This window comes from Luteipulveratus mongoliensis (assembly GCF_001190945.1).
GTDB lineage: Bacteria > Actinomycetota > Actinomycetes > Actinomycetales > Dermatophilaceae > Luteipulveratus > Luteipulveratus mongoliensis.
In genome coordinates this window covers 4,812,364-4,832,996 of record NZ_CP011112.1, presented here as the reverse complement: position 1 = coordinate 4,832,996, position 20,633 = coordinate 4,812,364, and the positions used below count along the sequence as shown (strand labels likewise).

The window sequence follows — 20,633 nt, the reverse complement described above, 5'->3', positions numbered from 1 at the left end:
TCCCCTGTTGTCAGCCGGTTGGCGCTTCCCACCGAGTCTGGCCGCCGACCATGGTCAGCAGCACGTTCAGGTCCCGGACGATCGTGGGATCGCGATCGTCGGTCGGGTCAGCATCCACGCAGACCAGGTCGGCGAGCTGACCCGCGACGAGGCGACCCTTGCGGTCGTCCTGCCCGGCGGCGTACGCCGACCCAACCGTGTGCGCAGCCAGCGCCTCCTCGAAGGTCAGCCTCTCCGACGGCTGCCAACCGCCAGGCGGGGTGCCGTCGGGACGCTGACGCGATACGGCTGCGTACAGCGCGTCGATCGGCGCTGGCTCCTCGACCGGAGCATCGGAACCGAACGCGAGCGGGACGCCGGCACGCAGCAAGGTCGCCCACGCGTAGGAGGCGATGTCGTGTCCGTCGAGCAGCTTGTCCGCGAGGTCGATGTCGCTCGTGCAGTGGGTCGGCTGCATCGACGCGACGATGCCGAGCCGAGCCATCCGCTCGATGTCGGTCGGGCGCAGGTGCTGCGCGTGCTCGATCCGCAGACGGAGCGGAATCCCGTTGGGCTGCAACGGAAGTGGGCCTTCAGCAAGGACCTTCTCGTACGCGTCCACCACCTGCGCCGCCGCGGCGTCGCCGATCGCGTGGGTCGCGACGGCGATGCCCGCACGAGTGGCCAGGCGGGTCAGGCGCAGCAGGTCGTCGGGTGACGTCACGCTGATGCCGCGGTCGCCAGGAGAGTCGTTGTACGCATCGGTCAGGTAGGCGGTGTGCGAGCCCAAGGCGCCGTCACCGAAGAGCTTGACCGGGCCGGTGCTGAACCAGTCGTCGCCGTCGCCGGTGCGCCGGCCCTCGTCGATGGCCCGCTCGAGCGCATAGATCGGCACGGCCTTGTGCACGCGGATCGCGAGGTCGCCGGCGTCCTTCATGCGCAGGTAGGACGCGCGGCAGTCCTCGCCGTCGATGTCGTGGATGCTGGTCAGGCCGACCGAGAGCAGCTCGTTCTGGCAGGCCCGCAGCAACGGGTCGAGCGCGTCGGTGGACGGGTCGTCCATGACCGCCCGGAAGGGCTGGTTGGCCGACTCGCGGGTGATGCCGGTCGGCTCGCCGTGCTCGTCGCGGACGATCTGGCCGCCGGCCGGGTCCGGGGTGCCCCGGGTGTAGCCGACCTCCGCGAGCGCGGCGCTGCTCGACCAGATCGAGTGGCCGTCGATACTCGGGAGCGCGATCTTGCGGCCGGGCGCGACTCGGTCGAGGGCGTAGCGGTCAGGTCGACCCGACCCCTGCCACTTGTTGCTGTCCCAGCGCCCGCCGAAGATCCAGGCGTCCTGGGGGAGACCCGCGACGTGCGTACGGAGCAGGTCGAGGGCCTCATCGAGGGAACGGGCGCGGCGCATGTCGACCGACACGAGGTCTCGGGCGAGGTTGGCCGTGTGGATGTGCGCGTCGTACAGGCCGGGCAGGACGGCGGCTCCAGGGAGGTCGACGACCGTGTCAGCGTCGGCGGCCAGCGTCTCGGCGGTGCCGGTCGCGATGATCGTCTCGCCTTCGACGAGCAGACCCGTGACCGGAGCGGACTCGGACCCACCGGTGATGATGCGCCGATGGCGGAACAGAACGCGCGGCACGCAGACCTCCCGTTGGCGGTGTCGTCCGCTCGATCGTAGGACCCCGCCTGTCGGACGCGAAGATCACCGTCTCGCCAAGTGACCGGCAGCGAACGACGTCAGTTAGTCTCGGCGCGGTTGTGCCTCGGTGTGAACTGCTGGGGTGAACCTCGATTCTGACCGCACTGGGGGATGGACGCGTGACTCAAGTCGACAACCGAGCCACCACGGCATCGGCCAACCGCCTACCGGTACGACGGCGCGACAAGCGCCCCGCACTGGCCGCGCTCGCGCTGCTCCTCGTCCTTGCCGGCGCCCTCGGCAGCGCCCTCATCGCTTATCGGAGTGGGCAGCGCACAGACGTCCTCGTGGCGGCACGTGACATCCCGGTGGGCCACAAGGTGACTGCTGCCGACCTCACGACCGCTCGGGTAGCGAGCGATTCAGGCCTGGTCAGCGATGCCAGCAGCAAGCCGGCCTTCGTCGGGACGTACTCCACGACGCGCGTGCCGCGAGGCACGCTCATCAACGGCAAGATGTTCCAGGCACAGGGTGTGACGCCGGACAATGCGGAGCTGGTCGGAGTGGTGCTTCCGGCGACGCAGTCCCTCTCGGGCATCACCTCGGGCTCGGTGGTGGCTGCGTACTACGTGCCCGGCAAGGCCGGCGCCGGCCAGGACACCCCGAGCAGCCGCGCAGGCACCAGGATTCTCGTCTCCGCGCGCGTCGTGTCAGCATCCGGAGCAGGAACGACGTCGGACGGCTCGACCCGGCTCACGCTGCTCGTGCCCACGGCGAAGGTGAGCGAGGTGGTCTCCAACGCGTCGGCGGGGACGCTTGCCGTCACCCAGCTGCCCGAGGGCACCAAGCCCCAGGTCGATCTCATCGGCCAGTAGGGACTCTCATGGCTCTGATCAGCGTGATGTCGGCCAAGGGATCGCCCGGCGCGACGACCTCAGCGATGTTGTTCGCGGCCCTGTGGCCCCGCGAGAGCGTGCTCGTTGACGCCGACCCCATGGGCGGCGACGTCGCCCTTCGTCTGCCGTCCGACGAAGGCACACCTCTGCGTACCGACCGAGGTGTGCTCAGCCTGATGCCGTTGGCTCGACGTGGCCTCGCTGCTGACGTCGTGCTCGAGCACACCCAGATCGCTCAAGGCGGCCAGCGGGTCCTGACCGGCTTGGGCGGTCCCGAGCAGGCGCAGGCGGTCGGCAGTCTCTGGGACGAGATCGGCCGGGCCCTCGGCGAGCTCCCTGGGGCTGACGTCATCGCGGACGTGGGGCAGGCGTACTCCCGGTCGACCCACCTGCCGTTACTCAAGCGTTCTCACACGGTGATCTGTGTCGTACGACCGCAGGTCACCGGCATCGTGCACGCCCGGGAGCGGCTCGGTGCCCTGCGGCAGGCGCTCATCGGTCCGGATGGGCAATCGCCTGCAGTGGGTTTCGTGGTCGTGCACGATGTGCAGGACCAGCGCGAGACCGATTCGACCGCGCGCGCGTTGCTGCACGCGCACGACTGGCTCGTGGACTTCGGGTCGCTGGCGGAAGACCCGCCGGCGGCACGCATGTTCGATGGCCTTCCGGTTCGCCGCCCAGAGCGCACGATGCTCGTCCGTTCCGGGCGCGAGGTGGTCGCCCGTGTGCACTCGACGGTGCCGTCACCACACATCTACCCAGCGGCCACAGACCACCTCCCGCCCTCGGCCGACGTCCCCGCCAAACCTGCGCGCAAGGGGCTGCGACGCCGAGGAAAGGCAGACAGCGGTCCCGCCCCGGAGGGCGTGACCGTACCTCCGTTTGAGAGCCAGAGTGATGCTGCCGTCGATGCGGCCATCGAGGCTGCGATGACCGCTGCGCCCGAGCCGAGCCAGCCGCCGCCTCCCGCGCCCGCGGTCGGTCAGGGTGAGACGAGGCAGTCCCGCCGTACGGCCAGCCGGCTTCCGACGGTCCAAGCCAATCCGGCGCCTGAGCCGACGCACGAGCCCGCGCCACCGCCTGAGTCGGCTACGCCGGCCGATCAACCGCCCGCTCCGCCAAGCGGTTCACGCAGACTGCGAAAGAGCTCGTCGTGACGACGTCCGCCACCCGATCCGCCCTGCCCGACACCGACCTCGTCCGACAGCTGCGAGGGCAGGTCGCCGACCGGCTCAACCGGCAGCGCCGCGCTGATGAAGCGGCCGGCCGGCCGCCGATGACTGCCGAGGACGAGCGTCAGTTCGCCCGCTCGATCATCGTGCAGATCCTTGAGGACCACGCGCGCGGCGAGATCAGCCGAGGAGCGACGCCCCCTGACGCGCTACAGGAGGAGCAGCTGGCGGCGGCCATCCACGCCGCCCTGTTCGGGGTCGGACGGCTGCAGCCACTCCTCGACGACCCCACTGTCGAAAACATCGACATCAACGGGTGCGACAAGGTCTTCGTCGGCTATGCCGACGGTCGTGAGGAGCTCGCTCCTCCCGTCGCCGACAGTGATGACGAGCTCGTCGAGTTGATTCAGGTGCTGGCGGCCAATGTCGGGCTCACCTCGCGCCCGTTCGACTCGGCCAATCCTCAGCTCGACCTGCGACTGCCCGACGGCTCACGGCTCTCCGCCGTCATGGGCGTCTGCCAGCGTCCGTCCTTGTCCATCCGCCGGTCCCGCCTGGGGGCGGTGTCTCTCGAGGACCTGGTCGGCACCGGCACCATGTCGCCGCAGGTCGCTCGGTTCCTCAAGGCGGCAGTGGCCGCCCGCAAGAACGTGATGATCGCGGGATCGACCAACTCAGGCAAGACGACCTTGCTGCGCGCCCTCGCCGGCGAGATCCCGTCGTACGAGCGACTCATCACCGTGGAGCGGGCACTGGAGCTCGGCCTCGACAAGTTCGAGCAGAAGCACCCCAACGTCGTGGCCTTCGAGGAGCGCCTGCCCAACTCGGAGGGTCTCGGCGCGGTCACCATGGCTGAGCTCGTACGACGGTCGTTGCGTATGAACCCGAGTCGAGTGATCGTTGGTGAGGTTCTCGGCGACGAGATCGTCACGATGCTCAACGCGATGAGCCAGGGCAATGACGGTTCGCTGTCGACCATCCACGCGAACTCCTCGCTCGAGGTCTTCAACCGCATCTCGACCTATGCGCTTCAGGCCGATGAGCGACTGCCGGTCGAAGCCACCCACATGCTCATCTCCGGGTCGATCAACTTCGTGGTGTTCCTGCGCAAGAACAACGACTACGAGTCCGGTGGCGCGCTGACCCGCCGCATCGAGAGCATCCGCGAGGTCACGGGCATCGACCAGCGCGTGCTGTCGAGCGAGGTGTTCTCGCTGGACCCCAGTGGCGTGGCCGTGAGTCACGCGCCCATCTCCTGCATCGAGGACCTGGAACGCCACGGCTACACGCCTGAGCTGGGGAGTCGTTGGACATGACCGAGCTCGTCCTCCAGCTGTTGCTCGGTGCGGTCGTGGGGCTGGGACTCTTCGTTGGCGTCCTGGCTGTGGTCGGCTTGCCCGCTCGCGACCGCTCTCGCCCGCAGCTGATTCGCCGCGCCTCGGCTGGTGACACGGCACAGCGGCTCGTACGCGGGGTGGCCGCCGGGCTGGTGGCGCTCGTGCTCACACGTTGGGTGGTCGCCGCCGTCGGGCTCGGCCTCCTCGCCGCGTTCTGGGACAACCTCGCCGGCAACAACCGCGAAGAACGCCTCTCGATCGCTCGGCTGGAGGCGCTCGCGTCCTGGACCGAGTCGCTGCGAGACACGATCGCCGGCGCCAACGGTCTGGAGCAGGCGATCCCGGCGACGGCGGTGAACGCCGGGCCGGCCATTCGTCCTTCGCTCAACCTCCTGGTCGACCGGCTGCGCATCCGGGAGCCGTTGCCGGACGCGTTGATGAAGTTCGCCCACGATCTGCGGGATCCGAGTGGCGACATCATCTGCGCGGCGCTCGTCCTGAACGCCCGGCTGCGCGGCCCCGGTCTGCGTGACGTCCTGACCGCACTCGCACTGTCGACTCGTGAAGAGCTCGACATGCGACGTCGAATCGAGGCGTCCCGCAAGAGCATTCGGCGATCCGTGCGGATCGTGCTGGTGCTCGTGCTGTCCGTCATGCTCGGTCTCGCGATCTTCAACCATCAGTACGTCGACGCGTACGACTCCCCGCTGGGTCAGCTGGTGCTGCTGCTCGTGGCGCTGATCTTCGTCGGCGGCCTGTTGTGGCTGCGTCGCCTGGCGATGCCGGCCAAGATGGAGCGCTTCCTGGTCGAGGGTGCGCAGCCGGTCCTCGACGGCTGACCGGCACCGCGCTCAGTCGAGCTCTGGTGACTCCGCACCTTGGGCGAGGCGCTGACGTGCGTGCGCGTACTTGCGCGTCAGGCGCTCGCGCGTGGCCTCGTCGAGCAGTGCCAGTCTCTCCGGGTCGCTGTTGTCGTCCAGGTCTGCGAGCTTCACCTTGAGCGCCAGCGGATCGCGGGCAACGCGGTCGTAGTAGTCGTCCCCGTCCTCACCCTTTCGTCGGGTGATGGCGTCGACGGCTGCAACCACCTCGGCGGGGAACGTCTCGGCCAGATCGGCGAGCGTGACGGCGGTGTCCTCAACGACGTCGTGCAACCACGCGACCGCCTCAGCACGCTCATCGCCGGCGACCCGCTGTGCGACGCGAGCAGGGTGCGTGATGTACGCGTGCCCCGCCTTGTCGACCTGCTCTGCATGCGCGCGACGCGCAATGTCCTTCGCCTCATCAATCATCAGGGTGACTTCCTTCGCTCTCGCTCAATGTCTCGCCCGATCGGCCGTCTCTTGCCAGGGTGAGGTCGGGCGGGGTGAGGGCCGTGCCGGCCATGCCCTGCCACATGTTGACGATCTCGATGAGGACGTCTGCCCCGGATGAGGGTTCGAGGAGAACCTCATGCTTCGTCCTGAGTAGCCGACCACTCTCTCGGGTGTCTGCGTAGTACAGGACACCGGCGGGGGTATCGATCCAGGCCCGTCCGATGGAGATGTCGGGCCGTGCGACGAGGTTGAGGTAGCAAGCGCGCCAGTGACCTGACCGCAGGTGCTCCGCTGACGCGGGCTGAGCTCCTTGCAGAGCGTCCGCGATGGTCAGCGCCGCAGATGCACGCAGTCCGGGATGTGCGTCGCTGAGCTCGATCGCTGGCTTGAACGGCACGGCCGTCTGCTCGCCCTGCAGCGCGGGTCGCGGACCGAGCTGGGCGTACTGGCAGATGAACGCAGGGACGTGGTCGGAGAATGTGGTCGCTACCTCGACCTCAGAGTCCTCGAGGTCGGCCGGTGGCGACCCAATGACTTGAGCAATCGCGGTTGCCGACCGCCCCGGATAGATGCCGCACGCATGGACGAACTGCGGGCCGGCGACCTCAAGACGCACCCCGGCGTAAGGGTTCGCGATCGCGTCGAAGGTATTGATGAGCAAAGGGTTCGGGATGCCGTCGATAAGGAGCGACCGTTCGTTGAGTGCGGCGCGCGCCGTGGCGTCGACTGATTGCCCGTTCACGAGGTCGGTCATGGCAAGCCAAAGCGGGTACGGGATTCGAAGGGTGTCCTGAGCAGTGAACGCGCTGGACGGCGACCAAGGGCTCATGACACGCCGCCGAACTGAAGGCTGGCGGCCATGTCTTCGGTCTGCGCGGCGCAGGCCGCGTCGTACACCAGTGCGGGCCAGGTGAACGAGAGAGCGATACCAGCAGTCTCGGTGTCCTCACCGGGGACGATGGTGTTGATCTGGTCCAGGACGACCGCGGCACCGCCGGGGGCGACCTGGGTACCGAGGATGCGGAACCCAGGTTGGCCGTCCAGCTCGACGTCGGCGGCTTGCAGCAGGTGGAAGGTCGGGTTCTGCTCCACCAGACCCTCCGAAGCCGATCGCAGCCACTCTTCGAGCGGCGCGGCGGCGCCACGGGTCGCGACCAGTACGCCGCGAGTCCTGCCAGCCAACGATTCGGACAGCTCCGGCGAACGCGCGATCACCACCGCCGGTGGAGGGGGCGCCGACATGGCCTCCCAATCAGCGGGAAGGACGATCGACGCGTCCGCGCCGAGGCTTGTAGGTTCAGCCATCGTGGTGCTTCCCCTTGCCAGGCTCATCGGCCTTGACGATGCGAAGGCGCAAGCTGGTGTCGTGGCCGGCGAGTGATGCGGTGGCCGGGAGGCCGCTGGGTAACACTTCGATGATTGCTGTCTCGCCGGGGCCGACGGGCACCTGTATCGGTCTGCCCGCCTTCGGCGCGATGCGCGCGCAGACAATATGGGTACCTGGCCGCACCGAGTACCTACCGGTCTGACGTGGACGAAGTCGCCCGACGAGCACGCCGTCAATGACGATCTTGAAGGGCCATGCCGCGTGCGGCCACCGCCACGGCCGATGGACCACGATCTCGGCTCCGCTATCAGCCATCGCCGCGGGCGAGCTGTCGGCCTCTGAGTAGGTCACGCTAACCCTTCTAAAGGAATGGCGGCTCGGGTGCGTTCGGATCGCGCTTCACCCCACGTATCTTGAAGCTGAACGGATGCCCGACTTCGTCGTCATACATCCACTTTGGCACCACCCACCGCGGCGTCGGCACGAGCCAGTCAAGCGCGGCGAAAAAGAAGGCAAAAATAGTCGAGGCCAGGGCAACGATAATTACGACTATGAACAAGAGCAACATGAGGAATGCGCCGATTCTTCCCAATGCTGATTCGAGTGCCCAGTTGACGCCAAGCAACGCTGGCACTAGCGAGAACACCAGGCCGCCAGCGGGGACGGCATAGAAGCAGGCCCGCTCCTGAACTACCGTGCGAGGTTTGAATTGTCGCGCCCTCGCGGAATATCCACGGCGCAACCAGATGGTCCACCAAAGGAGTGGTGCGCCGATCGCCACTGAGAGCGCCCAGGCTGCCAGCGTTCCCATCTCCCGACTACTTTCGCTCGTCAAAAGTCATCTTCTTCCACAGTCCGCCACCAAGTTTCCCGGTTTCTCCTCCGAGGCGCTTGAGGGTCGCCTCCCCGATGGTCGACCCCATCCATGCCCCTGTGACACCGCCAGCGAAACTGGTTACGATTGATCCCGGCCCGGACTCGATACCCAGAGCGGCCCCGCCGGCTGCGCCTAGTGAGCCGCCAACCCCGCCGCCAACTCCGGACCCTAGCCCAGAACCCGCAGTTCGGCCTATGCGTTCCCAGAGCCCCATCTTTGGGTCGTGGGAGTCCTCTTTCCAGGTGTCGACTCCGTCGACTACGGCCATCGTTACCATGCCTGCGGGTCCGGCGACGCGGGCGATGCGGCCAGTCCATTTGAACATTCCTTTGCGGAACGCTTTCCAGCCCGGCTTGGCTTGCAGGCCCCGGGAAGGCTCTTCCTTAAAGGTGTCGTTCGGGTTCTTGTACACGGACCCCTTGTTGAAATCTTCTGACGGCTTCGCGTACTTTCCGGTGACGGGGTCTCTGTAGCGGAACTCGGTGATGATGTACCGCGACAGAGTCTCGCGTGTGAGCTGGTTGCTCATGCCGATCAGGCCGACGCTCCAGTTGGAGGCGTTGAGCGGATCAGGTGCCTCGGGGAGGAAGCCGAGCTTCTCCAGGTAGAACATGGCGGGGTTGTCATGATCTTGAGGCGTGATTTCCCAGTCTTGGAGACAGTCCCAGAGCGTAGGCGTCTTGGCACTGGCGTGCTCTGCGTTGGTCTGCTGACCGACCCATGCGGGCCAGTTGACCGCGCCGTCGGTGCGGACGACGTCGTCTGGTGAGTCGGTGCGGGCTTTGGCCAGGGCGCCCCAGGCCTGGTCCTTGGTCGCACCGGTGGCGGGAAGCCCGGTTTGGTGGAACGCGGCCAGGACCTTCTGCGCGACCTGGGCGTCGGTCAGGGTCTCGGTGCCGGGGACCAGGACGGTGGAGATGTCGTGCAGCTTGCCCAACAACGCAGTCTTCGCGGTGTGCACGTCATTGCGGGCGCCATTGGCCATGTTGCGGTTGTGGGTGGCCGCCTGGCTCGCACGGGTGTCCGCTGCCACATCGGGTTTGCCGTGGTCAGTGGCTTGGTCGGCGACATCCGCGGCGTGCTGCGCCGCGGAGGCGTACCGGGCGATGTCCTGCTGCGCGGTCCGCAGCACCGTCGCGTACCGGTGCAACGCCGTACTGGCCCCCGTCAGCGCCGTCGCCAGGGTCTTGAGGTGGATCTGCATGCCCGCACCGGCATCAGCGAAGTCGTTCTTGCGCGGTCCGGTCCACCCCCGGGTCGCGGTCACCATCCCCGACTCCGCACGCTTCAGCTCCGTCGTGCCCAACGACGTACCCAAAGAGCCCAGAGTGCGTGCTGCCCGATCCAACCCGTCCGGGTCACCCGGCGGGATCTCAAAACCCGGATCGCCAGTCACCTCAGTGACCCATCGCATTCCGCAGATCAGCGGCGGTCGATCTGGCCAGCGTGCCCAGCATCCGACTCTCCGTACCGACCGCAGTTGTATATGAGCTCACCAGCGTGCTCAGACCGTGCAACGCGGACCCGAGCTGCCCGTCATGACTGGCACCGCCGGCGTCAGTGCAGGCGTTCTTCGCGCTCTTGGCCACGCTGGTCGTCATGTCGGTGGCCAGTGTGCTCAGCGACCGCGCGCCCTGATCCAGGTCCGTCGGGCTGCCCCCGACCACCGGGCCTCCGTCAGGCTTTACCTCAACCATGATCTGTCCCCCATCGATCCACATCTCCCGGGCGCGATGTTAGGGGAGCGGTACGACGCGTGGTTGCCTGCCGGGTCAACGAACTTCGGAGCGGGCAACGTTTGCCTCAGCTAGCTCGACGAGGTCAGTCGAGCGAAGCCGATCCTCCGTAGGGTGAAGCGCCGCCCGCCCGCATCTGGGCGGATCTCGCGTATCGTGCGGCGCGCTGGTGCCGACGATGCAGGGGGAGATATGACGACGGCCAGACGACCGATGGCGGGTGACCTGAGCCGATGATGGGTCTGTCCTTGCTCTGCGGCGCTCTTGTCGGTGTCGGTGTCTACGCCTTCGTCCGCGTGCTGCTGCGTCCCGAGCCTGGAGTCGCGACCATGCTGGCCCGCATCGAGCACGGCCAGCGCTCGATGCGTACCCACACGCTGACCGAGATGGACAGCAGCTTCGCGGGGATGAGTTCTGGCACTCGCTCCGTCATGGCGCGGCTCGCCGACCGACTCGAGGTGCTCGTTGCCGAGCGCGGCTGGCAGCTCGGCCGAGTCCGAGCCGACCTTGCGCTCATGGGCCGCAGCGTCGGAGCCTTCCTCGCGGTCAAGGTCGTGACCGGTCTCGTGTTCTTCTTCCTGGCACCCGTCGCGTGGGCGGCGTTGTCGATCATCGGCATCTCGCTGTCGTCGGCTGTCCCTGTGGTTCTTGCCCTCACTCTCGGCGTGTTCGGATTCTTCATCCCGGACCTGGCCCTGAAGTCGGAGGCGGGCGTACGACGACGCGAGTTCCGGCGTACGGTCGGCGTCTTCCTCGACCTGGTCGCGATGAACCTCGCGGGTGGCCGCGGTCTCCCGGAGGCCCTTCTCGCGGCGGCCACCATCAGCGAGCACTGGTCGTTGCTGCGGATTCGCCAGAGCCTGGCCAACGCCAGGCTCGTGGGTACGACGCCGTGGGTTGCGCTGGGCGAGCTGGGTGAGGAGATCGACCTCGAGGAGCTGCGTGACCTCGGCGCTGCTCTCGGCCTCGCAGCGGAGGATGGCGCGAAGATCAGGTTGTCACTCGCGGCCCGCGCAGCGACGTTGCGCCGCAAGGAGCTGACCGACGCTGAGGGGGACGAGGGCGAGCGCTCCCAGTCGATGTTGGTCGCGCAGCTGCTGATCTGTACGGCATTCCTGATCTACCTCGCCTATCCGGCGATCACCCGGCTGCTCGCCACCTGAGGGGCGCAGATCGCGCCGACCGCGCATTTGCCCACTCGATCGGGCACGCCTTTACACTGCTGCGGGATCGGGCCGGAACGCTCAGCCCGACGACGTACCACCATCAGAGGGGAATCCGATGCTCCAGCTCGCCTGGTTGCTGATCAACGACGCTCGCCACCGCGCTCACACGGCTCGCGAGGAGGGTGCTTCGGCACTGGAGTGGGCCATCATCGCCGCCATCGTCGTCGTGGCTGCGACCGCAGTGGGGGCTGTGGTCTACAAGGTGGTCACCAACAAGGCCAGTCAGATCGATAACTGTGGCTCGTTGCCCGCCGGGTCCAAGTGCTGAGGTGACCTGCGAGCGGCGTATGCCGCCCCGGTCACGTGAGCGAGGCTCGACCGCGCTGGAGCTGGCGATCATTGCTCCTGTCCTGATCCTCCTGATCTTCGTCACTATTCAGGCTGCGCTGTTCTTCTATGGCCGCTCCGTGGCCCTGTCGGCGGCACGCGAAGGTGTCTCCCAGCTGAGGCTCGCGCAGGATCCGGGCGCGTACCAAGCGATGCGTGGACAGGTGATGGTCTCCACGGAGCGTTACGCCAGCCAGGTCGGCGGCCAGGCCTTGCGACAGCCCTCGGCGAGCTCGACGTACGACGACGGTGCAGGCAAGGTGCACGTCAAGGTGAAGGGCAAGGTGATCTCCCTGGTGCCCTGGGACTGGTCGATCTCGCAAGAGGCGTCCGGCACGGTCGAGCGGTTCAGAACGCCATGACCGTCCGCGCTGCCACTGATTCGAGGGGCGACCGGGGGTCGATCGCACTCGAGTTCGTCTTCTTCGCCGGTGTCGTCTTCGCCCTGCTCGGTCTGATCGTCGCGTACGGCCGGGTCGGCCAGGTGAACGGCTCACTGGAGTCCGGCACCCGGGACGCGGCACGGATGGCGACGGTCTCCCGCTCGTACGACGAGGCGCTCGCCGCCGCGCGCCGCGCTGTGGCTGACTCGGTCACCGTCCCGGGCTGTCGGGACAGTCTTCAGGTCACCGTCTCGCGGCCGTTCGAGCCGGGCGCGGCCATCACGGTGTCCGCGAGCTGCCAGTACTCGCTGGCCGACGCGGGCATGTTCTTCAGCGGCGTCACGGTTCACCCGACCTCGAGCTTCACCTCATCCATGGACCCCAACCGGGGGATCAGCTGATGGCGAGGTGGTTGAGCGGCGGCGTTGAGGACGGGGAGCGGGGCTCGATCGCGCCGGCCATCCCGATCATCGCGATGGTTCTCCTGCTGCTCGGCGGGCTGGTCATCGACGCGTCGCGCCAGCTCAACGAACGCGGGGAAGCCGTCGCCTTCGCCGAGGAGGCAGCCCGGGCCGGCGCTCAGGGTGTCGACCTCAAGAAGGACAAGCTCGGCCTCGACGCACCGATGGCACGTCAGCGAGTCGCTGACTACTGCAGGACGGTCCTGGCGCGAGGCTCCGTCAGCTCCTGCACGCTGATCGGCATCGAGACGGTGAGTGGCAACGACCCTCGGCCGCTCGTCGTCCACACCAAGGTGACCATGCGCATCCCGGCCACTTTGCTCGGCATTGTGGGAGTCCAGCACCTGAGCGCGACCGGCGAGGGCCGGGCGAGACCGTACGAGGGGCTCGACCGTTCCGATGCACACTGACCACTGGATACGCTGATGACTGATCGCCACGACAGGGGAAGTACGACCATGGCACCGAACACCACGGGCTATCAGCCGCGGCGCGGCGCTGACCATCTCCCACGCACCGCGGACAGCGAGAAGCGCAGCGTGCCCAAGGGTTTGCTGGCGCTGGCAGGACTCCTTGTCCTGCTCGTCGGAGTGCCAGTCGGGCTGGTCATGCTCGTCGGCAACCCATTGCCGACCTCGGCACCGGACCGGTCCTGGCTGACCGCGGACGTGACTGCCGACACGGTCATCAAGGTGTTGGCCGTGCTCGTCTGGATCGTGTGGGCGCACTTCGTGGTGTGCACGATCGCCGAGTGGCGTGCCGTACGCGCGGGCCGAGTCCCCGGGGCGATGCCGTTCGGTGGTGGCGCACAGCTCGTCGCGCGTCGCCTCGTTGCCACGGTGCTGCTCTTGTCGGGCACGGCATCGATTGCCCAGACCTTCACCGCCAACAGCGCGCCGTCGTCATTGGCGCCCACGACAGTCGCCACCGCGACCGCACAGTCGGGATTGACCCTCCCGGCCGATCTCGCGCTGAAGCAGTCCAGCCAGACCATGGACGCCGGCTTCGAGGGTGACTACACGCAGGCGACGTCGCCCGCGCCGGCGACCAAGTACTACACGGTCGAGCCTCCGGGCGGACGTCACCACGACACCCTGTGGGACATCGCGGACCGCCATCTCGGAGATCCGTTGCGGTACAAGGAGATCTTCGCTCTCAACGAGCACAAGGTTCAGCCCGACGGACGCCGCGTCGTGGATGCCAACCTGATCCATTCCGGCTGGGAGCTGGTGATGCCAGCCGATGCGACCGGACCCGGTATCCGCACAGTCGAGGCGGCGCCGGTCACTCCGGAGGCGGCAACGGTGAGCAGCGGCAACGTTGTTGCACCGGATCAGGCTCCGACTGCGACACAGACACCCGCACTCGTGCAGGCGTTCCGTGACAGTGCGGCGCAGGACGGTCACGTCGAGCAGGACGGCTCGCTGGGAATCGGCGACTTCGCGGGAGGTGCTGGTTTGGTTCTGGCCGGGATCGCACTCGCGCTTGCCTCTCGTCGCGGCCCGTATGCCGCACCTGACGAAGGTGAGGGTCAGCTCCGACTCGCGGCCAACACCCGACGTGCCGAGTTCTTGGACGGAGCGCTCCGCCTGCTCGCCGAGCAGCGGTTCGCAGTGGGTCTCCCGATGCCGGACGTCTCGGCGGCCTACGTCGATGACAACCAGTTGATCCTCCATGTCGTAGGCGATGCGTTGGCGCCGGAGGCACCGTGGGCCGCTGCTGTTGACGGCAAGTCCTGGATGGTCAGCCGTGGCGATCTCGGAGCTGCGACCTCGTCGGCGCCCGCGCCCTATCCGGCTCTGGTCGCGATCGCTCGCACCCACGGCTACGACCTGCTGGTCGACCTCGAGTACGCCGCCGGCATGGTCAGCGTGAGCGGCGACGACGAGGTCGCTCGCGAAGTCGTCATGTCGTGCGTCGCGGATCTCGCAACTCACCTGTGGTCGGACACTGTCGAGGTCACTCTGGTCGGCTTTGCCGAGGACCTCGGAGACCTGACCCAGGGACGGATCCGGACCACCGACCGCGTGGACGAGGCGTTGGCAGATGTGGAGAGTCGGCTGGGCAAGACCCATCAGCTCCTCGGCCGTCTCGGCGTGGACGGCGTGCTGGCCGGCCGCGCTCGGACGCGCCACGCGGATCTTGGGCCACACGTCCTCGTGCTCTCGGCCGCGCCGACGGCCGAGCAAGCCGTTCGCATTCGAGACCTGCAGCGCGCCGCTCGAAGCGTGCTGACTGTTCTCGTCCTGGGTGACACACCGGCCGCGCGGTGGCGATTCGTGGTCACCCACGAAGGCGCCATCGACCTCGGAGTCCTCGGGGTGTCCGGGCAGGCCGTGCGGTGGACGCGTACGGCTACCGACCGGGTCAGTGAGCTGCTGCGCCGCGCCGGGGAGGAGTCCGAGCGGACTGCCAAGGCCGTGGCAACAGGCACGGGACGCGGTGTCCTGGAGCAACGACCCGACGAACGTGCCGCCTACGCGAGCCGCGGCCTCGCCATGAAGGACGCCGCCGTGCGGGTCCGTCTGCTCGGTCCGGTCGAGGTCACCGCCCCCGGAGCCGTGCCCGCACACCGCGCGTTGCTCACAGAGCTTGTCGTCATGGCGGCCCTGCACCCGCAGGGCCTGCACCATTCGGTGCTGTCCTCGAGCCTCTGGCCCCGCGGCGTGGACGACACAGTGATCGATCAGGTGCTGGCCGAGGCACAAGCCTGGCTCGGCCGCGGGCCCCAGGGTGAGCGCTTGCAGCTGGGCGACGACGGTCTCTGGCACCTGTCGACCGATGTCTACGTCGATCACGCAGCGTTGGTACGCGAGCTCGAACGTCCGGACAGTGAGCCTGGCGTACTCGCCCTCGTCAGCGGCGAGGTCTACTCGGGTGCACCGGCTGGTCGCTACACCTGGTTGGCCTTCCACCGCGGCGCTCGTGATGCGCGCGCGGCGATCACCGTCAGCGCTCGCAATCACGCTTTCGCCCTCGTACGCAGTGGGCGGAGCACTGAGGCGGTGGCCGCCCTCGAGCGTGGTCTACTCGGCGTACCCACGGCCCAGGTGCTGTGGCGGGAGCTGCTCAAGCTCGTCGGAGACGATGGCCATTCTGTGCTGGTCGAGCGCGTCCGCGCCATGCACCTCGCCCTCCGCGGTCAGAGCCTCGAGGCCGAGACCGACAGCCTCGTCCGCCACCTGTTGCCGGACGTACCTGACGATGAGCTCACCGCCCTTGCCTGAGCACAGTCGCGCCGCAGATTGGTCGGTCCTCCGATGAGGATGCTCGTCACCGTCGTCGTTGAAGGGCAGCCGCACGACGTCGCGGTCGATGTGGAGCAGGACGGCGTCGTCGCCGACTTGCAGACCGCGCTCGCCGCGCAGTTCCCTGCCGTCGTCGCAGGCACGCGGCCGTCACTGACCCTCGTCCGAGAGAGCAGCCCGGCGACGGCGCCAACGGGGCCGCCGCCAGATCTGTACCTCGGTCATGAGCTGCTCGATCCCGCAGCGCCGTTGCAGGAGAGCGCTGTTCGGCACGGGGCGATCATCGGATTGCGCGAGCCGATCGGCAATCCGTTGCACGAGCCGGACGGCCTGGTGGAGATCCGCGTGACAGGTGGAGCGGACTCCGGCCAGGTGGTGCGTTGGGACCCCGGTCAGTACACCGTGGGATCCGACCCGGCGAGTGACCTCGTGCTCGACGACCCGTCGTTGCCAGCCGCAGCCGCAGTCGTGACCGTGTCCGCAGATGCCCGCGTGCAGGTCGAGGCGGTCAGCGGGCTGTCCGACAGCCTTCGGCGGACGCCGCAGCGGTTTCGCCCATTGCGCGGACCGGTCGTCCTGCACGACGAGAACATGCCTGCTCCGGTCGTACGACGTCGGCGCTGGTGGCATCGACGTGGCGCCCACGCGTCAGCCGGCCGGGTGCTGCCTGAGGGCACACAGACGGTGGATCCGAACGAGCCCGCTCCGCTGATTCACCTCGAGCGGCGCCCGCTGCGCGGCCTGACGACATGGCACCCTGACGAGACGCTCAGCGTCGGGTCACGGCTGCTCCACCTCGCGCATCGGACGGCTCCGGATGCGTCTTTGTCGCCATCGCCCAGTGGGGCCACGCTCGACTTCAACCGGCCGCCTCGACTGCTCCCGCCGGATCGTCGGACCCACTTCACTCTGCCGCCCGAGCCGCAGCGCAGCGAGAAGGTGCCGTTTCCGCTGCTGATGATGCTCATCCCGGTGGCTATGGGCGGTGGCATGTACATGATGACCAAGAGCCCGTACTCCCTCTTGATCATCGCGCTGTCACCGCTGATGGCGTTGGGTGGCTACTCGACGCAGCGCCGGATGAACAAGACCCGCTACGCCACGGACATGAAGACGTGGACCGAGCGGATGAAGAAGATTCAGAGTCAGGCGCTCGACGGCCTGGTCGAGGAGCGTACGGCGCGGCGGCGCGACTTCGCCGATCCGGGCGAAGTGCTGATGATGGCGACAGGTCCGCGAGCACGACTGTGGGAACGGCGCCCGACCGACCCTGACTGGCTCGCCGCTCGACTCGGCACAGCTGACCAGGTGTCCGACGTCCAGGTCAAGGACCCCGAGCTCGAGGAGCACGAGGGGTCAGTGGAGTGGACCGCACCGGACGTCCCGGTGACCGTTGGACTGCGTGATGCGGGCGTCACCGGCATCGCCGGCCCGCGGGCTGAGCGGATGGCACTGGCACGCTGGGTGGTGGCACAGACCGCGGTCCTCCACTCGCCCACGCAGCTGTCGATGGTGATGCTGACCACCCGCGACGCGGAGGACGAGTGGTCGTGGGTGCGGTGGATGCCGCACCTGCGCTCCGACCCCGGAGACAGCGAGCTCGCGCACATCGGTACGGATGACCAGACCTGGGCTCGCCGTATCGGGGAGCTGTCGCAGCTCATGGCTGCCCGGGCGGCGGCTGCCAAAGGCGGCGGCTTCTCTCAGCAGAGTGCTGGTGGACTCGGACCTCCCGTGCTGGTCGTCCTCGACGGCTCCCGGGCGTTACGCCTCATCCCAGGCATGATCACGTTGCTGCAGGAGGGCCCGCGCCTGGGCATCTTGTTCCTCTGTCTCGATGACGACGCTCGTCTGCTGCCCGAGGAGTGTCAGGCCGTCGTCAACCTCGGCCAGGCTGAGGATGGGCCGGTCGCCACCGTCACGCAGACCGGCAAGCCGGCTGTTGAAGAAGTCCGCCTTGACCTGGTGACGGCGGGGTGGGCTGAGCGAGTCGCGCGATCGCTGGCTCCCGTTCGTGACGTGACGGATGGCGACGAGAGCTCGACACTTCCCGGATCATCACGACTCCTGGACGTCCTCGGTATCGGTGCCCCCGATCCTGAGGTTGTGCTGCAGCGCTGGCAGCAGGTCGGTCGTACGACGGAGGCCGTCATCGGGGAGGCCGCTGAGGGGCCGTTCGCGATCGATATCCGTACGGACGGTCCTCATGGACTGGTCGCCGGTACGACTGGCTCCGGTAAGTCCGAGCTGCTCCAGACGATCATCGCCTCGCTCGCGGTCTACAACCGCCCGGACGAGATGAACTTCGTTCTCGTCGACTACAAGGGCGGCGCGGCGTTCAAGGACTGCAACCGGCTGCCCCACACGGTCGGCATGGTCACCGACCTCGATGGCCACCTGACGACCCGGGCGCTCGAGAGCCTGGGTGCTGAGCTGCGTCGACGCGAGCACCAGCTGGCCGGTGCTGACGCGAAGGACATCGAGGACTACCTCGCGACCAAAGGCCCCGACGATGAGCCGATGCCACGTCTGCTGATCGTCATCGACGAGTTCGCCGCCCTCGTGGCCGAGCTCCCAGACTTCGTCACAGGTCTGGTCGACATCGCCCGCCGTGGTCGTTCCCTGGGCGTCCATCTCATCCTCGCGACGCAGCGCCCGGCCGGTGTCGTCAGCGCGGAGATCAAGTCCAACACCAACCTGCGTATCGCCTTGCGAGTAACGGACCCGACCGACTCCGATGACGTTCTGGAGTCTCCCGTCGCGGCCCAGATCATGAAGTCGACGCCGGGGCGGGCGTACGCGCGTCTGGGCCACTCCAGCCTCACCCCGTTCCAGTCCGCGCGAGTCGGTGGGCGCCCACGCGGCGCCGACACGAAGGCAGGCATCGCCCTGCGTCGGATGGCGTTCGGCGAGCTCGGCACTCCTGTCGACGGCCAGGTGATCGAGGCCGAGGAGGACGCCACCGTCCCGAGCGACTTGGCCTCCCTGGTCGTGGCGATGCGGCAGGCCTCCGAGCAGTCGGGAGTGACGTCGCCCCCGCCTCCGTGGCTCCCAGCGCTGCCCGAGGTGGTCACGCTCGATGAGCTCCTCGACGACTTCTCTGATGCCGTGCCGACATCGGAGTCGTTGAAGATCCCCTTCGGGCTGGCCGACGTACCGCGTGAGCAGCGACGGGACGTGGCGGCGTACGACCTGGCACACGACGGCCACCTCAGCATTGTCGGCGCGAACCGATCGGGACGGTCCTATGTGCTGCGCGCCATCGCCGGTTCGATCGGTCGACTGACAGATCCACGTGACGTACACATCTACGGCGTCGACTGCGGTAACAACGCACTGCTGCCTCTGGTCGGGCTACCGCACACCGGCGCTGTGGTGACGCGTGATCAGGTCGACCGCATGGGCCGTTTGCTCCGCCGGCTCCAGGACACTCTGGCTCACCGCCAGCAGCAGCTGGCGGTGCAGGGCTACGCCGACATCGCGGAGCAGCGCGCCAACGTCGATCCGGACGAACGGCTTCCCTACCTCGTCGTCCTGTTCGACCGGTGGGAGGGCTTCTATCAGGCGTACGAGAGCATCGAGAACGGTCGCATCGTCGACGGATGGATGCAGATCCTCCAAGAGGGCGCTGGTGTCGGGATCAAGATGGTCGTCTCCGGTGATCGTTCGCTGACCGTCGGCAGGGTGAGCACCCTGCTCGAGGACAAGGTGATGCTGCGGATGCTCGATCCGCAGGAGTTCTCTCTCGTGGGTCTGGGTCGGCGTGAGGTGCCCGACACGATGGTTGATGGCCGGGCGTTCCGCGCGCAGAACGGCGCTCAGGAGCTGCAGACGGTCCTTCACGGTCCCGATCCGTCCGGTACGGCACAGGTCGCTGCGCTCCAGCAGATCTCTCGAGAAGCCAAGGCGAGGTACGCCGACGTCGCGCCGCAGCATCGGCCGTTCCGGCTGGACATCCTCCCGCCTCGCGTCACGATCACCGAAGCCCGGGCACTGGGCAACGAGATGGCGGACACGTTGGTCCCGATGGCCGTCGGGGGCGACACCCTCGAGCTGAAGGGTCTGGACGCGCTGAAGCACGGGCCGGGTCTGCTGGTGACGGGTGGCCGAGGCACCGGCCGGTCCACGACGCTGTTGTCCGTTGCGGAGCTGCAGCTCGAATCCGGTTGGGATGTCGTGTTGTTCACGCCGCGCATCAGTCCGCTGCGAGATCTGGTGGGCCGCCCTGGAGTGCACGGATACTTCACCCCGGACAGTGATCGGGACGAGGTTGAAGAGCTGTTGACGACGATGGCGGAGGTGGACCGCCCGAACATCGTGGTCGTGGACGATCTGGAGCTGATCGACATCGACAGCTGGCTCGCGGAAGCCCTGGACAAGCACCTTGAGGCTTTGCGCGACACCGGGTCCGTCCTGCTGGCTGCCGGTTCCCCGGTCGAGCTCAGCAGTCAGTACCGGGGGCTCGCCTCCTCACTGAAGCGTTCGGGGAGCGGCATCATGCTGGCGCCCCAGTCGTCCTCGGACACGGACATGTTCAACATCATGATCCCGCGATCGTCGATCGGACTGACGTTGCCGCCTGGTGGCGGATACCTCGTACGGGCGGGCCAGTACGAGCGCGTGCAGGTGGTCGTACCCGATTGATGCATACGGAACCCGGGCAAAGGATCGGTACGACGGGGGCAGCCCCACGATGGTTTGACGTCGCGTAG

The 20,633-nt window shown here is 67.7% G+C and carries 19 protein-coding genes; 11 read left to right on the top strand and 8 right to left on the bottom strand.

Annotated elements, in window-relative coordinates; translation table 11 throughout:
* Positions 1 to 10 precede the first annotated feature (10 nt).
* Positions 11 to 1,615 carry an amidohydrolase gene (locus VV02_RS23005; protein ID WP_052595444.1) on the bottom strand — a complete coding sequence of 535 codons (1,605 nt, stop codon included), beginning with the start codon at positions 1,613 to 1,615 and terminating at the stop codon, positions 11 to 13.
* Between the two features lie 179 nt (positions 1,616 to 1,794).
* Between VV02_RS23005 and VV02_RS23000 the strand changes: the two genes are divergently transcribed.
* The 4 genes from VV02_RS23000 to VV02_RS22985 are packed head-to-tail and all read left to right on the top strand — an operon-like array spanning position 1,795 to position 5,859.
* Positions 1,795 to 2,490, top strand: a complete 696-nt coding sequence (locus VV02_RS23000; protein ID WP_052595442.1) for an SAF domain-containing protein — start codon at positions 1,795 to 1,797, stop codon at positions 2,488 to 2,490.
* Positions 2,491 to 2,498: 8 nt separating this feature from the next.
* Positions 2,499 to 3,668 carry a MinD/ParA family ATP-binding protein gene (locus tag VV02_RS22995; RefSeq protein WP_052595440.1) on the top strand — a complete coding sequence of 390 codons (1,170 nt, stop codon included), beginning with the start codon at positions 2,499 to 2,501 and terminating at the stop codon, positions 3,666 to 3,668.
* Complete coding sequence (locus VV02_RS22990; protein ID WP_245633170.1) at positions 3,665 to 4,999, top strand: TadA family conjugal transfer-associated ATPase; 1,335 nt, start codon at positions 3,665 to 3,667, stop codon at positions 4,997 to 4,999. Before VV02_RS22995 ends, VV02_RS22990 begins: the two co-directional genes overlap by 4 nt.
* The gene (locus VV02_RS22985) at positions 4,996 to 5,859 is read left to right on the top strand and encodes a type II secretion system F family protein (RefSeq protein WP_052595438.1); all 864 of its coding nucleotides are present in this window, start codon (positions 4,996 to 4,998) and stop codon (positions 5,857 to 5,859) included. Before VV02_RS22990 ends, VV02_RS22985 begins: the two co-directional genes overlap by 4 nt.
* A gap of 12 nt (positions 5,860 to 5,871) precedes the next feature.
* On the opposite strand, the gene VV02_RS22980 is transcribed toward VV02_RS22985, so the two are convergent.
* The 7 genes from VV02_RS22980 to VV02_RS22950 form a co-directional block, all read right to left on the bottom strand.
* Entirely contained in the window at positions 5,872 to 6,312 is a 441-nt protein-coding gene (locus tag VV02_RS22980) for an HD domain-containing protein (protein ID WP_052595436.1), read from the bottom strand.
* Positions 6,305 to 7,090, bottom strand: a complete 786-nt coding sequence (locus VV02_RS22975) for a hypothetical protein (RefSeq protein WP_052595434.1) — start codon at positions 7,088 to 7,090, stop codon at positions 6,305 to 6,307. Before VV02_RS22975 ends, VV02_RS22980 begins: the two co-directional genes overlap by 8 nt.
* A 71-nt stretch (positions 7,091 to 7,161) precedes the next feature.
* Positions 7,162 to 7,641: a hypothetical protein gene (locus VV02_RS22970; protein ID WP_157063511.1), complete on the bottom strand. Its 480-nt coding sequence runs from the start codon at positions 7,639 to 7,641 to the stop codon at positions 7,162 to 7,164.
* On the bottom strand, positions 7,634 to 8,014 hold the full coding sequence (locus VV02_RS22965) for a hypothetical protein (RefSeq protein ID WP_052595429.1): 381 nt from the start codon (positions 8,012 to 8,014) through the stop codon (positions 7,634 to 7,636). Before VV02_RS22965 ends, VV02_RS22970 begins: the two co-directional genes overlap by 8 nt.
* A gap of 10 nt (positions 8,015 to 8,024) precedes the next feature.
* Entirely contained in the window at positions 8,025 to 8,474 is a 450-nt protein-coding gene (locus VV02_RS22960; RefSeq protein WP_052595427.1) for a hypothetical protein, read from the bottom strand.
* A gap of 7 nt (positions 8,475 to 8,481) precedes the next feature.
* Complete coding sequence (locus tag VV02_RS22955; protein WP_157063510.1) at positions 8,482 to 9,810, bottom strand: hypothetical protein; 1,329 nt, start codon at positions 9,808 to 9,810, stop codon at positions 8,482 to 8,484.
* A gap of 127 nt (positions 9,811 to 9,937) precedes the next feature.
* Positions 9,938 to 10,237 (bottom strand): hypothetical protein, encoded by a 300-nt coding sequence (locus VV02_RS22950; protein WP_157063509.1) that lies wholly within the window; start codon positions 10,235 to 10,237, stop codon positions 9,938 to 9,940.
* 272 nt (positions 10,238 to 10,509) lie between these two features.
* On the opposite strand from VV02_RS22950, the gene VV02_RS22945 reads away from it, so the two are divergent.
* From VV02_RS22945 to VV02_RS22915, 7 genes are all read left to right on the top strand, one after another.
* Complete coding sequence (locus tag VV02_RS22945; RefSeq protein ID WP_245633169.1) at positions 10,510 to 11,439, top strand: type II secretion system protein; 930 nt, start codon at positions 10,510 to 10,512, stop codon at positions 11,437 to 11,439.
* A gap of 118 nt (positions 11,440 to 11,557) precedes the next feature.
* Positions 11,558 to 11,770, top strand: a complete 213-nt coding sequence (locus tag VV02_RS22940; RefSeq protein WP_052595421.1) for a hypothetical protein — start codon at positions 11,558 to 11,560, stop codon at positions 11,768 to 11,770.
* Positions 11,771 to 11,789: 19 nt separating this feature from the next.
* Complete coding sequence (locus VV02_RS22935; RefSeq protein ID WP_052595419.1) at positions 11,790 to 12,191, top strand: TadE family protein; 402 nt, start codon at positions 11,790 to 11,792, stop codon at positions 12,189 to 12,191.
* Positions 12,188 to 12,613 carry a TadE/TadG family type IV pilus assembly protein gene (locus VV02_RS22930; RefSeq protein WP_052595417.1) on the top strand — a complete coding sequence of 142 codons (426 nt, stop codon included), beginning with the start codon at positions 12,188 to 12,190 and terminating at the stop codon, positions 12,611 to 12,613. The genes VV02_RS22935 and VV02_RS22930 overlap by 4 nt, the downstream gene beginning before the upstream one ends.
* A complete protein-coding gene (locus VV02_RS22925; RefSeq protein WP_052595415.1) occupies positions 12,613 to 13,083 on the top strand; it encodes a pilus assembly protein TadG-related protein in 471 nt (156 codons plus the stop codon). Before VV02_RS22930 ends, VV02_RS22925 begins: the two co-directional genes overlap by 1 nt.
* 48 nt (positions 13,084 to 13,131) lie before the next feature.
* Positions 13,132 to 15,900, top strand: a complete 2,769-nt coding sequence (locus VV02_RS22920) for a LysM peptidoglycan-binding domain-containing protein (RefSeq protein ID WP_052595413.1) — start codon at positions 13,132 to 13,134, stop codon at positions 15,898 to 15,900.
* A gap of 33 nt (positions 15,901 to 15,933) precedes the next feature.
* Positions 15,934 to 20,565, top strand: a complete 4,632-nt coding sequence (locus tag VV02_RS22915) for an FtsK/SpoIIIE domain-containing protein (RefSeq protein ID WP_052595411.1) — start codon at positions 15,934 to 15,936, stop codon at positions 20,563 to 20,565.
* Positions 20,566 to 20,633 lie beyond the last annotated feature (68 nt).